We start from the raw sequence: 14,287 nt of genomic DNA on the forward strand, positions 1-14,287 counted from the left end.
GGATTCGGTGCGGGTGGACGGGGCCGGTCCCCAAGCCTACTGGCCCGGGGCCCGGCGCACGGTGTGAGGTAGGCCGTAGCGGTTCAGTGGAGCAGCTGGTCCTGGAGGATCACCGTCTGGTGGAAGGGGACGGCGGCCACCTTCCCCTTGCGGGTCTGGAGTACGACGGCCTGCACGTCTCCGCCCCTGACGCACCCGGCCTTCAGCTCCTCGTCGCCGGCCGGGGCGGCCTCGGTGAACAGGGACACGTCCGCGAGGTCGGGCGGGTTCTGGCCGTTCTTGGCCTTGCTCCAGTCACTGTCGTGCTCGATGCGGTTGATCCCGTTGAGGTTCATGCCGATGCCGCAGCCCTCGAAGGCGTCGACGAACCCGGACGAGTGGAAGCGCAGCAGGTAGATACGGGTACGGGTGCCGTCGGGCATGGTCCAGCCGCGGGCGGCGATCTGGCGCAGGCCGTCGTCCGTGAAGGCCTGCTTCAGCTTGGTACGGACGGTGGCCTCGTACTCGTCCAGGAAGGTGTCCACGGACACCGCCTGGTCCTTCTCCAGCTTCAGCGCCGCGTCCGGGGCGGAGCCCTTGGGGGCGGGCAGCAGGAGCTGGGACAGCGCGGCGTAGTGGATGCCGTCCTTGTTGTCCGGGGCGAAGGGCTGCGCGGCGCCGGGGGCCAGGGCGGGCTTCGCCAGCGCCGGGTAGGTCCAGCGGCCGTCGTCCAGGGTGGACAGGCCCGGCAGGTCGGTGCGCTCGGCCCGCGTGATCCCGTACGCCGCTCCGGTGCCCACGGCCGCGAAGGCGAGGACGGCGGCGGTCCAGCGGAGGACGGCGAAGGGCCTCCGGCGGTCCTTGGGGGCCGGCGGGGCGGACGGCGCGGGGGTCTCGGCTACAGGTGTCCCGGTGGATTCCGGGGCGGTGGCGGTCTGCTCGGTCACGCGGACTCCCCGGGGGACTTCAGGTGGTTCAACTGCTGCTGGAAGAACTTGACGGCGTCGGCGGACGAGAAGGGCTGGGGCCCGTACGCGCGGAAGTTGACGAGGACGTCGCCCTGGAGCGCCACGCACTCCATCGAGTCGATCCGGTCCTTCTGGTCGTCCTCGCCGAGGGTGACCACGGCGCACTTCGCGTCGGGGAACCCGTCCACCCTGGGGGTCTCGCGCCCCTCCGAGACCGCGTCCATGAGCTTCTTGAAGACCTCGGAGGTCTTGCCCAGGTACTTCGGGTCGGCCTGCATGAGGCGGATCTCGATGACCGACCGGCCCGTCCCGTGCGTGTAGCTGCGGCCGGCCCGGCCATTGAGCTTGAGCTCGGCGAGCGCGTCGTCGCGCTTCTTGCGCTGGCTGTCGGACAGGCCCTTGCGGGCGTCCTTGAAGCTCTGGACCGTGTTGTCGCCGGAGACGAAGAAGTCGTTGCCGTCCTTGCCGAGGTCCGGGCCCGGGAGGTGGCTTCCGGGCACGGGCAGCAGCCTGGCCGCCAGGCCGTGGGGCGGCACGGCCGCGGGTACCTCGGGGCCGCGGGGGCTGACGCCCTCGGCGCTCCAGTAGCGGGTGTCCGCTGTCCGGTCGGCACCGTCCAGCGCCCAAGCGGCCCCGATCCCGCCGGCCGCCACGAGGGCGACGGCGGTCCCGGCGGCGACGTAGGCGCGGGTCCGGCGGCGGGGCGCGGCGACGGCCTCGGCGGGGGCGGAGGTCCCGGCCGGTGCGGCGTCGTTCAGCGGCTCGGTCACAGTCGCTCCAGCTGCTTCTTGGCGAGGTCGATGACGTCGGCCTCCGCGATCTTGCCGCGGTCTTCGTAGTAGTGGATGTCCACGACGATGTCGCCCCGGCGGGCGAGGGCCCGGGCACCGTGGACCCCGTCGGCCTTGACGTCCACCCAGACGTGGCCGAGATCCGGAGCGACACCCGGGATGGACACGCCCCGGTTCCCCGCGAAGTCCGCCTCGGGCATGTATTCCGACTGCCCGCGCTGGAACTCCTGCGCCCCGGCACGCTCGCGGAACTGCAGGAGCTGGACCTCGACGTGCACCTGACCGTTGGTCCACGAGGTCGACGCGACACGCCGGATCTGCTCCTCGGCGAAATCGGCGAGCGCCCCGCCGGGCTCCTGGAAGTAGCCCACGGTGAAGACGTCGAGCGGTATGTAACCGGCACCCTCGGCCTTGGCCCCGTCCGGCGCCGGGAGCAGCAGCTCGACCAGGTCGCCGTCGGTCTTGTGCCAGCGGTTGGCGTTGACCGTCCTGGCCGTCGTCGCGTCGTCCGGCGCCAGCGCCTTCGGCGTGTCCAGCTTCTGCTGCGCCAGTGGCGGGAGGGCCGTCGGCGGGCGGTGGTACTGGACGGCGTAGCCGGTGGCGGTGCCGGCGACCGCGCCCAGGACGAGGGCGGCGGCGATCAGGAGCGTCGTACGGCCGCGCCGGCGCGCGGCGGCACGGGGCGGAACGGGTGCGTCCGGAATGGCCGGGTCAGTCGGCGGAATTTCCGGAGTGCCCGATTCCTGGTTTTCGTTTTCCAAGACGGGTTCCCCCCACGGGAATGGAGCCGCGGGATCGTTCGCCCGCGCACATCCAAGACACCCTGGGGCGGGGAGCCGTTGTACGCATCTTTATTACGCTTTTATATAGACGGCTTTCAGTCTTCCGGCCGCCGCTTTCCGTCCAGTTCGTCCCACCACTCGTCCGATTTCGGATCGCCCGAGGGGTCGTCCCACCAGCGGTCTTCCGGTCCCCGCCGGTTCGCGACCATCGCGGCGACCGGCGGAATGACCATGGCGACCACGCACAGCGCCACCGCCGCCTCCACCGAGAAGAGGCGCACGAAGGACCAGGCGGAGACGAAGAGGAACAGGCATCCGCCCATGAGCCAGAAATAGGCGCGTCGACGCCGCGCGTACATGACTCCAGCGTAGGGCGGGCCCCTGCGAACACAAGGGCGGACGGCGCGAAGGGCCGCACCCCGTTCCAGTGGCGTCCAACCCCCGGGGGTGCGGCCCTTCGGCCGGTTCAGCTGTCGGTCTGGAGTGTCAGACCGCGATGGCGACGTCCGTCACGCCGCCGGCCTCGGCGACGACGACGGCACGGTCGGCCTGGGCACCCGGGACGAGCGCCCGCAGGGTCCAGGAGCCGGTGGCCGCGTAGAAGCGGAACTGGCCCGTCGCGGAGGTGGGGACCTCGGCGGTGAACTCGCCGGTCGAGTCCAGCAGGCGGACGTAGCCGCTGATGGGCTCGCCGTCCTTGGTCACCTGGCCCTGGATCGCGGTCTCACCGGGCTTCAGCGTCGCGAGGTCGGGCCCGCCGATCTGTGCTCCACACATGTTCTCTGTCCTGTCCTAGAGAGGTTCTGCTGCTACGAGGGGCGGGCGTCGCGTGCCCGGCCGCCGGGATTACTTGTTGGGGCCGAGCTCGATCGGCACGCCGACCAGCGAGCCGTACTCGGTCCAGGAGCCGTCGTAGTTCTTGACGTTCTCCTGGCCCAGGAGCTCGTGCAGCACGAACCACGTGAGCGCGGAGCGCTCGCCGATGCGGCAGTAGGCGATGGTGTCCTTCGCCAGGTCCACCTGCTCGGCCTCGTAGAGGGCGGTCAGCTCCTCGTCGGACTTGAAGGTGCCGTCGTCGTTGGCGTTCTTCGACCACGGGATGTTGCGGGCGCTCGGCACGTGGCCGGGGCGCTGCGACTGCTCCTGCGGGAGGTGCGCCGGGGCGAGCAGCTTGCCGGAGAACTCGTCGGGCGAGCGCACGTCGACCAGGTTCAGGGAGCCGATCGCGGCCACGACGTCGTCGCGGAAGGCGCGGATCGAGGTGTCCTGGGCCTTGGCCTTGTACTCGGTGGCCGGGCGGTTCGGGACGTCCTTGCCGTCGACCAGGTCGCGGGAGTCGAGCTCCCACTTCTTGCGGCCGCCGTCGAGGAGCTTCACGTCCTGGTGGCCGTAGAGCTTGAAGTACCAGTAGGCGTAGGACGCGAACCAGTTGTTGTTGCCGCCGTAGAGGACGACGGTGTCGTCGTTGGAGATGCCCTTGGCGGAGAGGAGCTTCTCGAAGCCCTCCTGGTCCACGAAGTCACGGCGGACCGGGTCCTGGAGGTCCTGCTTCCAGTCGATCCGGACGGCGTTGGTGATGTGGTTCTTGTCGTACGCGGACGTGTCCTCGTCCACCTCGACGATCACGACGTTGGCGTCGTTCAGGTGGGCTTCGACCCAGTCGGCGTCTACGAGGACGTCGCTGCGGCTCATGGTGTTCTCCTCCGGGGCAGTTGCGGCGGGGCTGTGCTGGGGCTGCTGCGAAGCGGGCTGTGCTGGTGCGTGCCGTTCCGGGTGCGGCTCTCGGACCCTGCGCGGGGAGGCGTCAGGGGGGCAGGAGGCTGGTGCGCGGCGGTGCGGTCACGCGGATGAAGGGCCGTCGGTCCGGCCGGTGGAGCGGAAGGCTCACACCTCACATGGAGCGACAGAGCATGGCGGCGACGCGACACAGGTCTACTGCCCGCCGCTTCGTGAGGTCCGCCTGCTGATGCTTCATAGCCATGGATCGTAGGGACGAACCGGCCACCCTGTCACCGGCGTGTCATATGTCGAGACAGGATCGTCCGTATTCCGGGATGAGAAAGCCCCGGACGGCCTTCCCGAGGCCTTCCGGGGCTGGTCGCGCGGCCCGTCCTTCTGCGGATCGGACCGCTCCGTCTCACGATCCGGCCAGAGACACGTCCGAACCGCTCAGGGCGAGGTGCACACCGGACTCGTCCGAGGTCAGCGAGGAGAGCTTGAGCCCGGCCGGCAGCCCGTCGTCGATGCGGCGGTCGAAGTCGGTCCGCTTGCGCACCGCGCTCTCGATCCCCGGGATGCCCTCGCCCGGGACGGAGTCCGCGCGGACCCGGACGACCTTGGAACCGCCCGCGTCGACGAGGGCGACGGTGGACACCACGCTGCGGGTCATGGTCTTGCCGAGGAAGTCCAGGGTCGCGGTGACCTTCACCTTGTTCGGCGCCCCGCCGTAGGTGAGGACCACGCCGTTCTGGGAGGCCTTGGTGAGGTCCGCGTACGAGATCAGCGCGGAGCCCTCGGCCCGCTTGGCCGTACCGCCGTTGTAGCCCTCGTTGAGCTTCACCTCGTGGAACGAGGCCTTGAGCTCCGACAGCCGCGTCTTGCGGCCGTCGGCGGTGACGTCGACGCCCCCGAGCTTCAGGTCCACCTGCTCCAGGTCGCGGCTGAGCGCCTGGGTCAGGAAGGGGAACCCGTGGATCTCCACCTCGGCGCTGCCCGCGAGGCCCTGCCGGGACCGGACCTGCTCGGCCAGCCGGTCCTCGGCGTAGCCGACCGCCCAGCGGTCGACGCCCACGAACAGCCCTCCCAGCACCACGCCGATGATCACCACGACACGTATGAAACGCACGTGCCCCTCCCCCAACTAGTCGGTACGTACGTTCTAGTGGACCATGATCGGCCGTGAGGGCGGTGTCAGCGGCGGGGCGGGTTCCCCCCGGGGCCGTCAGCCGACCACCCGGCCCATCAGGTAGACCGCCGGGGCCGCGGCGGCCAGCGGCAGCGCGACACCGGCCGTCATGTGGACGAACTTCGACGGGTAGTCGTACGCGGCCACGCGCAGCCCGATCAGGGCGCACACGCCCGCCGCGAGGCCCACCAGGGCCCCGCCCGCGCCCAGCCCGGTCAGCCCGCCCACCGCGATGCCCGCACCGGCCGCGGCGGCCAGCGAGACGCCGACGGAGGCCGGGGTGGGCAGCGGCAGGGCCCGCGCGAACACGGCGACCGCGACGGCGGCGGCACCGGTGGTCACCGGCTCCCAGTCCGCGGCGAGGAAGCCCGTGCAGACGATGGCCAGCGCGGCGGACGCCACCGAGGCCATCAGCCCGTACATCCGCTCGTCGGGGTCCGCGTGGCTGCGCAGCTGGAGCACCAGCGTCAGCAGCACCCAGGCCCCGAGCGTGCCGATGATCGCACCGGGGGCGTACGTGCCGTCCAGCGCGAGCACCGCGCCGTCGGCGACGAGGGCCCCGGCGAAGGCGAGGACGATGCCCTGTCGGGCCGGCCACATGCCGTTGAGGCGGAACCAGCCGGCCGCGGTGAGCCCCTGGAGGGCGATCAGCGGCACGAGCAGCGCCCACTGGCCGATCACGGCGGCGCCGGCCATCAGCAGGCCGAGGGCGGCGGTGAGTATGGCCGACTGCGGACCGGGGTCGATGATCGGCGACCGGCCCTCGGCGCGGGCCTGGGCCGGGTCGACGGCGCGCAGGGTGTTGCCGCCGAGGGTCGGCGGCGAGTACTCGCCGGACTGACCGGGCACGGCGGCCTGCGGCTGCGGCTCCGCCGGGACCGGGGGGAGGTACGCGGTCTGCGCGGCGGCGTCGACGCCCCCGGCGGGCTCGCGCACCGGCGGCAGGTACGCCGTCTCGGCGGCGGCGGAGGCACCCGCGCCCCACGCGTCCGGCGCGGGCCCCTGGGCCTGCACCGGCGGCAGGTACGCGGTCTGCTCGGCAGCGGAACCGGCGGGCTCCCGCACGGGCGGGAGGTACGCCGTCTCGGCGGCGGCCGCGGAGGGCACACCGCCCCCGGTCGCGTCCGGCCACGGCACGGCCGGGGCCTGGGGCTGCTGCGGCTGGACCGGCTCGTCACGGAACCAGCCGTCGGGCACGGCGGACTGCTGCTGGGGCTGCAGCGGCTGCTGCTGCGCCGGCACGGGCGGCAGGTACGCCGTCTGCGCGGCCGCGTCGGCGCCCCAGCCGCCCTGCACCGGAGCCTGCTGCTGCGGCTGCTGCGGCTGCTCGTCGCGGAACCAGCCCTCGGGCGCGGCGGGCTGCTGCTGCGGCGGCACCGGCGGCAGGTACGCGGTCTCGGCGGCGGCCGCGGCGGGCACACCGCCCCCGGTCGCGTCCGGCCACGGCACTCCACCGCCGGTCTGCCCCCACTGCCCCTGCGGGGCCGCGGCCGGGGCCTGCGGCTGCGCCGGGGCGGCCGGCTGGCCGGGCACCGAGCCCAGCGGCGGCTGCACCGGCTGGTACCCGGTCTCCCAGGTGTCGGCCTGCCAGGTCTGGGTGGAGTACGGGTCCTGCTCCGCGGCCTGCTGCTGCCGCTGCCGCTGCTGTTCTTCGGGAGTGCTCATCGGTTTCCGCTCACCCGCCCGCGAACGGCGGGAGCACCTCGACGGTGCCCCCCTCGGTCAGCAGGACGGCATCGTGCGGGCGCTTGCCCACGGGCTCGTCGTTCACGAGGAAGGAGCAGCGCTGCAGGACCCGGGTCAGTTCCCCCGGATGGCGGTCCCGCACGGCGTCGAGCGCCTCGGCCAGTGTGTGCGCCGAGTACGGCTCCTCCGCCGTCTCGGCCGCGGCCTTCGCCGCCGCCCAGTAGCGGATGGTTCCGGTTGCCACTGCAGCTCCTATCGCTCGGCCGACCGGCCGGTCCCGTGGTCGGCTCCGTCGGCTCTCTACCGTCGGCCTCCATGATGACCCCTCCGGCCCGCCACCCCGGCGTGCCTCAGCGCGCCGTCCGTGCGCCCGGAGGCCCCGCAGGACCGGTCGGCGGACCGCTCGATCCGGCGAAACCAGGGCATACGCAGGAGGAAGGCGTGGCGCGAACCACAGAATGCGGTGCACGGCAGCCCTCGGCCCCCGAAGGGCCGGTGGGCTATTCTGGCGGCGTAGAGGATCCGGGCAACGTAGCCCCCGGGTCCTTTTGTGCTTTCAGCACGTTGAACGGACCGAGAACAGTGGTATCCATCCGGACCCCAGGGCGCGGGGGCCGCGACGGATGCCAGGCAAGGCGTACGAAGCAGTACAGCGCACGTCCTCGACGGGACCGAGGAGGAACCGACGTGATGGACCAGCGAAGCAAACAGGAGCACGGCCGCCCGAACCGGGCAGGTGGCCGGGCATGAGCTCTCTCCTCCTGTTGACCAATGCCCTGCAGCCGTCGACCGAGGTGCTGCCCGCACTCGGCCTCCTGCTGCACAACGTCCGGGTGGCCCCCGCCGAGGGACCGGCCCTGGTGGACACCCCCGGCGCCGACGTGATCCTCGTCGACGGCCGCCGCGACCTGCCGCAGGTGCGGTCGCTGTGCCAGCTGCTGCGGTCCACCGGACCCGGCTGCCCCCTGATCCTCGTCGTCACGGAGGGCGGCCTCGCCGCCGTCACCGCCGACTGGGGCATCGACGACGTGCTCCTCGACACCGCCGGCCCCGCCGAGGTGGAGGCACGGCTGCGGCTGGCCACCGGCCGCCAGCAGCTGGGCTCGGACGACTCCCCGATGGAGATCCGCAACGGCGACCTGTCGGTCGACGAGGCGACGTACAGCGCGAAGCTGAAGGGCCGGGTCCTCGACCTCACCTTCAAGGAGTTCGAGCTGCTGAAGTACCTCGCCCAGCACCCCGGCCGGGTCTTCACCCGCGCCCAGCTGCTCCAGGAGGTCTGGGGCTACGACTACTTCGGCGGCACCCGGACGGTCGACGTCCACGTACGCCGGCTGCGGGCCAAGCTCGGCCCCGAGCACGAGTCCCTGATCGGTACCGTCCGCAACGTCGGCTACCGCTTCGTCACCCCGGAGAAGGTGGAGCGCGCGGCCGCCGAAGCCGCCGCCAAGCAGGCCTCCGGGAAGGCCCCGGCGCAGGCCGCGGACCGTACGAGCGGATCCGTAGGCCGTTCGGAGGAAGCTCCTGTGACCATTCAGTCGGCCAAACACCCTGCCCAGAGGTAGGTCACCCCGCGTAGACTTCCGCGCGTGGCCAAGGTGACGCGGGATGACGTAGCGCGACTTGCGGGTACTTCTACCGCCGTCGTGAGCTACGTCATCAACAACGGACCCCGGCCGGTCGCCCCGGCCACGCGCGAGCGTGTACTCGCCGCGATCAAGGAGCTGGGGTACCGGCCCGACCGCGTGGCCCAGGCCATGGCGTCGCGCCGCACCGACCTCATAGGCATGATCGTCCCCGACGCCCGCCAGCCGTTCTTCGCGGAGATGGCGCACGCGGTCGAGCAGGCCGCCGCCGAACGCGGAAAGATGGTCCTGGTCGGCAACTCCGACTACCGGGACGAGCGCGAGGTCCACTACCTCCGCGCCTTCCTCGGCATGCGGGTGTCGGGGCTGATCCTGGTCAGCCAGGGCATGAGCGAGCGCGCCGCCTCGGAGATCGACGCCTGGGACGCGCGGGTCGTGCTGCTGCACGAGCGCCCCGAGGCCATCGACGACGTCGCCGTCGTCACGGACGACATCGGCGGCGCGCAGCTCGCCACCCGGCACCTGCTCGAACACGGGCACGCGTACGTCGCCTGCATCGGCGGCATCGAGAACACCCCCTCGGTCGGCGACCCGGTCGCCGACCACGTCGAGGGCTGGCGCCGGGCCATGCTGGAGGCCGGCCGGTCGATCGAGGGCCGGCTCATCGAGGCCCCGTACAACCGCTACGACGCGTACCGGGTCGCCCTGGAGGTCCTGGCCCGGCCGGACCGCCCGACGGCGATCTTCTGCGCGACGGACGACCAGGCCATCGGCGTGCTCCGCGCCGCGCGCGAGCTGCGCATCGACGTCCCCGAGCAGCTGGCGGTGGCCGGCTTCGACGACGTCAAGGAGGCGGCCCTGACGGACCCGCCGCTGACGACGATCGCCTCGGACCGCCCGGCGATGGCCCGCGCGGCGGTGGACCTCGTCCTCGACGACGCCCTCCGCGTGGCCGGCTCCCGCCGCGAACGCCTGAAGCAGTTCCCCTCGGCCCTGGTCATCCGCCGCAGCTGCGGCTGCCGCTAGGGCCTGGCCCCCACCGGTCCCGGGCCTTATTCCGGGCATACGCGGTTCTGTCGGGCTTCTCAGCCGGGACTCAGAAAGCTCTCATGATCCGGGGACAGGGTCATAGACATGACCGAGAGCTTCCGCCGCGAAGGCGAGTACCCCCAGGAGAACGGCCCGGCCCAGAACGCGCCCTTCGGGGACGACTGGCAGCGGGGACGCGACCGGCTGGCCCGGGACGCGGGGGCCGCCGCCTATCCGCCGCCGCCCGCCTACCCGCCGGCCGCCCCGGCCCCCGGCTGGCACGAGGCGCACCAGCCCCCCGTGATCCAGGGCGAGACCGTCCCGTCGGGCGGCGGCGGCGGTAGTGCAGGCGGCAACGGCGGCGGGTGGGACGCCTGGGGATCCACGGCCGCCGCCGGCCCCGCAGGCCCCGCGCACGCGGCCCGCGCCAAGCGCCCCGTCGCGCTGCTCGCCGCCGTCGCCCTCGCGGCGGCCGTGGTCGGCGGCGGTACGGCCGTCGCCGTGCAGCAGTTCCTCGGACAGGCCGGCGCCGTCGTCGGCGGCGTGAACGGCACCAACGTCTCGCAGTCCAGCAACGGCACCGTCTCCGGCGTGTCCGAGCAGGTCAGCCCCTCCGTCGTCCGCATCGACACCCGCACCGCCTCCGGCCAGGGCACCGGCTCCGGCATCGTGCTCACCGCCGACGGCGAGATCGCCACCAACAACCACGTCGTCAACGGGGCCTCCGAGATCCAGGTGACGATGAGCAACGGGAAGAAGTACAACGCCAAGATCGTCGGGACCGACCCCGGCAAGGACCTCGCCCTCATCAAGCTCCAGGGGGCCAGTGGCCTGAGGCCCGCCAAGCTCGGCAACTCCGACCGCCTCAAGGTCGGCGACCAGGTCGTCGCCATCGGCTCCCCCGACCGCCTCACCGGCACCGTCACCAGCGGCATCGTCTCCGCGCTGAACCGCGAGGTGAGCGTGCCGAAGTCCGAGAGCCGCCAGCAGCAGAGCCCCCAGCGGCAGCGCGGCGGCGGCTGGCCGTTCTCGTACGACGGCCAGCAGTTCAACGGCGACACCGGCTCCAGCACCACCTCGTACAAGGCCATCCAGACCGACGCCTCCCTCAACCCCGGCAACTCCGGCGGCGCCCTCGTCAACATGAACGGCGAGATCGTCGGAATGCCCTCCGCGATCTACTCGCCGTCCAGCGACGGCTCCAGCGCCGGCAGCGTCGGCCTCGGCTTCGCCATCCCCGTCAACACGATCAAGGCCGACCTCGACTCCCTCCGCAAGGGCGGCAGCGGCGGCACCGGCAGCACCGGCAGCAGCAGCCAGAACGGCGGCTCCGACAACGGCGCCACCGGCTTCGGCACCTCCTTCTGACACCCTGGGACCAGCCCCGCCCACCGACCACCACCCCAAGGGGACGCACGCATGAATCCCGCCGAAGGCGACCCGCAGCGGATCCTCGTCGTCGACGACGAGCCGGCCGTACGCGAGGCCCTGCGCCGCAGCCTCGCCTTCGAGGGGTACGACGTGCGGACCGCCGTCGACGGGCTCGACGCCCTCGACCAGGCGGCCGCGTACGCCCCCGACCTGATCGTCCTCGACATCCAGATGCCCCGGATGGACGGACTGACGGCCGCCCGCCGGCTGCGCGCCGCCGGCAGCGTCACCCCCGTGCTGATGCTGACCGCCCGCGACACCGTCGGCGACCGCGTCACCGGCCTCGACGCGGGCGCCGACGACTACCTCGTCAAGCCGTTCGAGCTGGACGAGCTCTTCGCCCGCGTCCGCGCCCTGCTGCGCCGCAGCTCCTACGCCGTCCCCGCCGCCGGCCCGGAACCGGCCGGGGAGGCCCTCGCCTTCGGCGACCTGCGCATGGACCTCGCCACCCGCGAGGTCACGCGGGCCGGACGCCCGGTGGAGCTGACCCGTACGGAGTTCACCCTGCTGGAGATGTTCCTGGCGCACCCGCGCCAGGTCCTGACCCGCGAGCAGATCCTCAAGACGGTCTGGGGCTTCGACTTCGAGCCCAGCTCCAACTCCCTGGACGTGTACGTGATGTACCTGCGCCGCAAGACCGAGGCGGGCGGCGAACCGCGCCTGGTGCACACCGTGCGCGGCGTCGGGTACGTCCTGCGCTCCGGCGAGGGCGGACCCGAATGACGGGTCCCGCCGCCCGGTTCCGCGCACTGCCGCTGCGCTCCCGGCTGGCCCTGCTCGTCACCGTCGCCGTCGCCGTCGCCGTCGCGGCGGTGGCGGGCGTGTCCTGGGTGATGGTGCGGGCGCAGCTCAACGACCAGCTCAACCAGTCCCTGGTGGCCACCGACCCCAGCGAGCAGGTGCTCCGCACCCTGCGCGAGGGCTGCGTCCTGCGCCCGCCGCCGAACCAGATGGACATCGCCGGCGACCTGAACGCGACCGTGCAGATCGTCACCGCCGAGGGCGGCCGCTGCTGGGTGAGCGGACGGACCGACCTGCCCGCCACGCAGATCGACAAGGACGTCGCGGCGGGCCGCAGCACCGCCAGACTGCACGACGCCACCACCGCCGACGGCGACCGGATGCGCGTCTACACCATCGGCCGGCGCCTCACCACCGGCGGACCCACCTTCGGGATCTCCATCGCCAAGCCCCTCGCCGACATCGACAAGCCCCTGTCCACCCTGGCCTGGGTGCTGCTCCTGGTCTCCGGCATAGGGGTCGTCGGCGCGGGCGCGGCCGGCCTGTGGGTGGCCCGGACCGGCCTGCGGCCCGTGGACGAGCTCACCGGCGTCGTCGAGCACGTCGCCCGCACCGAGGACCTGACGGTGCGGATCCCCGACGAGGGCGACGACGAGATCGCCCGCCTCTCGCGCTCCTTCAACGCCATGACCGCGGCCCTCGCCTCCTCCCAGGAGCGCCAGGCCCAGCTGATCGCGGACGCCGGGCACGAGCTGCGCACACCGCTCACCTCGCTGCGCACCAACATCGAGCTGCTCGCGCGCAGCGAGGAGACCGGCCGGGCCATCCCGCCCGAGGACCGCCGGGAGCTGCTCGCCTCGGTCAAGGCCCAGATGACGGAACTCGCCGCGCTGATCGGGGACCTCCAGGAGCTGTCCCGCCCGGACGCGGCCCCGCACGCCCCGCTCGGGGTGGTGGCCCTGCACGACATCGCCGCCTCGGCGCTGTCCCGGGCCCGGCTGCGGGGACCCGAGCTGCGGTTCGGCTCCGCCCTGGAGTCCTGGTACGTACGGGGTGAGGCGGCGGCGCTGGAGCGGGCGGTGGTCAACCTGCTGGACAACGCCGTGAAGTTCAGCCCGCCGGGCGGCGCCGTCGAGGTCTCGCTGCGGGCGGGCGAGCTGACCGTGCGCGACCACGGGCCGGGCATCCCGGCCGAGGACCTCCCGTACGTCTTCGAGCGGTTCTGGCGCTCCGAGACGGCCCGCGCCCTGCCCGGCAGCGGGCTCGGCCTGTCCATCGTGGCCCGTACGGCCGCCCGCTCGGGCGGCAGCGCCGAGCTGCGCGCGGCGGCGGACGGGGCGGGCGGCACGGAGGCGGTGCTGCGCATCCCGGGCGCGCCGGCGCCGCCGCCGTCGCAGCAGCCGTCGCCGCCCGGGGCGCCGCGGCCGTCAGTTGTGCCGGAGCAGTGAGGCGACGAGGCCGGAGCGGGTGTTCGGGAAGTCCATCGGGACGATGCCGAGGCCGGTGCGGCCGCTGAGTTCGGAGCCGTCGACGAAGCCGTGGACCTGCGGGTTCAGCCGGTCGGAGTTCCAGCGCGGGGGCATGTAGGCGGCGGTGCTGACGTAGTTGACGAAGAGCCTGCCGGGCTCCCGGACCGCCTTGCGGAAGTGGTCCTCGATGCGGACGCGCTTGGCGAAGGGCTCGGTGTTGTAGTCGTCCTGGATGTCGAAGACGCCGTCGCCGTAGCGCAGGCCGGGCAGGCCGGCGTTGTCCGCGAGGAGGACGACCCGGCCGCGGGCCTGCCCGAGCGCGGGCAGGGTGTCGGCGATGCGGAAGAGCGGGCGCCAGCCGCGGTTGTCGAGGTAGTCGTCGAAGACGGCGCGGAAGGTGGCGTCGGAGTCGGAGGAGTACTCCTGCTTGACGCGCATCAGGACCGTCTCGGAGGGGTGCGCGGCGAGGAAGTTCCGGCAGGCGGCGAGGACGTCGCCGAACATCAGGTCCTGGAAGAACGAGCCGTGGTGGATGGCGAACGAGCCGCCCGTGACCCGGCAGCGGACGTCGAGGAAGCGGATGCCGGAGTCGAGCTGCTGGGCGATCGTGGTGTTCTGGCAGGCGACGTAGAGGCCGCCCTTGGTGGCGCCGGAGTCGTGGGTGCCGGGGATGGTCATCCGCTGGAGGGCGGTGGAGTCGGCGAGCCCGGCCATCCAGTCCTGGGTGCCGAGGGTCCGCGCGGGGGCGGGGGCCGCCGATGCGGGGGCCGCCGCGCCGAGTCCGAGGAGCGCGCCCGCGCCCACGGCCGCGGCCCCGGCGAGGAAGGCCCGCCGGTCCGGTGCCGTGCGCGTGCCCTTACGCGTGCCCGTACCCGTACCCTCGCCCGTACCTCTGCCCACGCGCATGCCCCGCCCCTTCG

At 72.9% G+C, this 14,287-nt stretch carries 16 protein-coding genes; 5 read left to right on the forward strand and 11 right to left on the reverse strand.

Annotated elements, in window-relative coordinates; all coding sequences use genetic code 11:
* Window positions 1–83: 83 nt before the first annotated feature.
* From OG553_RS15280 to OG553_RS15325, 10 genes are all read right to left on the reverse strand, one after another.
* Window positions 84–926, reverse strand: coding sequence for a hypothetical protein (locus OG553_RS15280; RefSeq protein ID WP_405979521.1), 843 nt, complete (start codon window positions 924–926; stop codon window positions 84–86).
* Complete coding sequence (locus OG553_RS15285) at window positions 923–1,717, reverse strand: hypothetical protein (RefSeq protein ID WP_405979522.1); 795 nt, start codon at window positions 1,715–1,717, stop codon at window positions 923–925. The genes OG553_RS15280 and OG553_RS15285 overlap by 4 nt, the downstream gene beginning before the upstream one ends.
* Window positions 1,714–2,499, reverse strand: a complete 786-nt coding sequence (locus OG553_RS15290) for a hypothetical protein (protein ID WP_405979523.1) — start codon at window positions 2,497–2,499, stop codon at window positions 1,714–1,716. Before OG553_RS15290 ends, OG553_RS15285 begins: the two co-directional genes overlap by 4 nt.
* Before the next feature lie 116 nt (window positions 2,500–2,615).
* Window positions 2,616–2,948, reverse strand: a complete 333-nt coding sequence (locus OG553_RS15295; RefSeq protein ID WP_405983045.1) for a DUF3099 domain-containing protein — start codon at window positions 2,946–2,948, stop codon at window positions 2,616–2,618.
* A 58-nt stretch (window positions 2,949–3,006) separates the two neighbouring features.
* Window positions 3,007–3,297: a DUF1416 domain-containing protein gene (locus tag OG553_RS15300; protein WP_007265476.1), complete on the reverse strand. Its 291-nt coding sequence runs from the start codon at window positions 3,295–3,297 to the stop codon at window positions 3,007–3,009.
* 69 nt (window positions 3,298–3,366) lie between these two features.
* Entirely contained in the window at window positions 3,367–4,212 is an 846-nt protein-coding gene (locus OG553_RS15305; protein WP_007265475.1) for a sulfurtransferase, read from the reverse strand.
* A gap of 199 nt (window positions 4,213–4,411) precedes the next feature.
* Entirely contained in the window at window positions 4,412–4,501 is a 90-nt protein-coding gene (locus OG553_RS15310; protein ID WP_350875872.1) for an Ms5788A family Cys-rich leader peptide, read from the reverse strand.
* A gap of 156 nt (window positions 4,502–4,657) precedes the next feature.
* A complete protein-coding gene (locus OG553_RS15315) occupies window positions 4,658–5,365 on the reverse strand; it encodes a DUF2993 domain-containing protein (RefSeq protein WP_405979524.1) in 708 nt (235 codons plus the stop codon).
* Between the two features lie 96 nt (window positions 5,366–5,461).
* Window positions 5,462–7,090, reverse strand: coding sequence for a hypothetical protein (locus OG553_RS15320; RefSeq protein ID WP_405979525.1), 1,629 nt, complete (start codon window positions 7,088–7,090; stop codon window positions 5,462–5,464).
* A gap of 10 nt (window positions 7,091–7,100) precedes the next feature.
* On the reverse strand, window positions 7,101–7,355 hold the full coding sequence (locus tag OG553_RS15325) for a MoaD/ThiS family protein (protein WP_361608620.1): 255 nt from the start codon (window positions 7,353–7,355) through the stop codon (window positions 7,101–7,103).
* Window positions 7,356–7,857: 502 nt separating this feature from the next.
* Here OG553_RS15325 and OG553_RS15330 point away from each other — a divergent pair.
* The 5 genes from OG553_RS15330 to OG553_RS15350 all read left to right on the forward strand — a co-directional run bounded on the left by OG553_RS15330 (window position 7,858) and on the right by OG553_RS15350 (window position 13,346).
* Window positions 7,858–8,676: a response regulator transcription factor gene (locus OG553_RS15330; RefSeq protein WP_405979526.1), complete on the forward strand. Its 819-nt coding sequence runs from the start codon at window positions 7,858–7,860 to the stop codon at window positions 8,674–8,676.
* A gap of 24 nt (window positions 8,677–8,700) precedes the next feature.
* On the forward strand, window positions 8,701–9,723 hold the full coding sequence (locus OG553_RS15335) for a LacI family DNA-binding transcriptional regulator (RefSeq protein WP_405979527.1): 1,023 nt from the start codon (window positions 8,701–8,703) through the stop codon (window positions 9,721–9,723).
* 108 nt (window positions 9,724–9,831) lie between these two features.
* Window positions 9,832–11,094, forward strand: coding sequence for a S1C family serine protease (locus OG553_RS15340; protein ID WP_405979528.1), 1,263 nt, complete (start codon window positions 9,832–9,834; stop codon window positions 11,092–11,094).
* Between the two features lie 51 nt (window positions 11,095–11,145).
* On the forward strand, window positions 11,146–11,880 hold the full coding sequence (locus tag OG553_RS15345; RefSeq protein WP_405979529.1) for a response regulator transcription factor: 735 nt from the start codon (window positions 11,146–11,148) through the stop codon (window positions 11,878–11,880).
* Window positions 11,877–13,346: a sensor histidine kinase gene (locus OG553_RS15350; protein ID WP_405979530.1), complete on the forward strand. Its 1,470-nt coding sequence runs from the start codon at window positions 11,877–11,879 to the stop codon at window positions 13,344–13,346. Before OG553_RS15345 ends, OG553_RS15350 begins: the two co-directional genes overlap by 4 nt.
* Here OG553_RS15350 and OG553_RS15355 read toward each other — a convergent pair.
* Window positions 13,326–14,273, reverse strand: a complete 948-nt coding sequence (locus OG553_RS15355) for a phosphatidylinositol-specific phospholipase C (protein ID WP_405979531.1) — start codon at window positions 14,271–14,273, stop codon at window positions 13,326–13,328. The two genes, OG553_RS15350 and OG553_RS15355, sit on opposite strands and share 21 nt — an antisense overlap.
* Window positions 14,274–14,287: the final 14 nt, after the last annotated feature.

The organism is Streptomyces sp. NBC_00158, from assembly GCF_045160885.1.
Taxonomy (GTDB): Bacteria; Actinomycetota; Actinomycetes; order Streptomycetales; family Streptomycetaceae; genus Streptomyces.

Bases quoted from the DNA above. Each gene is read 5' to 3' on its own strand.
- OG553_RS15330 (WP_405979526.1), top strand. From the start codon at position 7,858: ATGAGCTCTCTCCTCCTGTTGACCAATGCCCTGCAGCCGTCGACCGAG.
- OG553_RS15350 (WP_405979530.1), top strand. From the start codon at position 11,877: ATGACGGGTCCCGCCGCCCGGTTCCGCGCACTGCCGCTGCGCTCCCGG.
- OG553_RS15320 (WP_405979525.1), bottom strand. From the start codon at position 7,090: ATGAGCACTCCCGAAGAACAGCAGCGGCAGCGGCAGCAGCAGGCCGCG.
- OG553_RS15300 (WP_007265476.1), bottom strand. From the start codon at position 3,297: ATGTGTGGAGCACAGATCGGCGGGCCCGACCTCGCGACGCTGAAGCCC.
- OG553_RS15305 (WP_007265475.1), bottom strand. From the start codon at position 4,212: ATGAGCCGCAGCGACGTCCTCGTAGACGCCGACTGGGTCGAAGCCCAC.
- OG553_RS15355 (WP_405979531.1), bottom strand. From the start codon at position 14,273: ATGCGCGTGGGCAGAGGTACGGGCGAGGGTACGGGTACGGGCACGCGT.
- OG553_RS15340 (WP_405979528.1), top strand. From the start codon at position 9,832: ATGACCGAGAGCTTCCGCCGCGAAGGCGAGTACCCCCAGGAGAACGGC.
- OG553_RS15345 (WP_405979529.1), top strand. From the start codon at position 11,146: ATGAATCCCGCCGAAGGCGACCCGCAGCGGATCCTCGTCGTCGACGAC.
- OG553_RS15310 (WP_350875872.1), bottom strand. From the start codon at position 4,501: ATGGCTATGAAGCATCAGCAGGCGGACCTCACGAAGCGGCGGGCAGTA.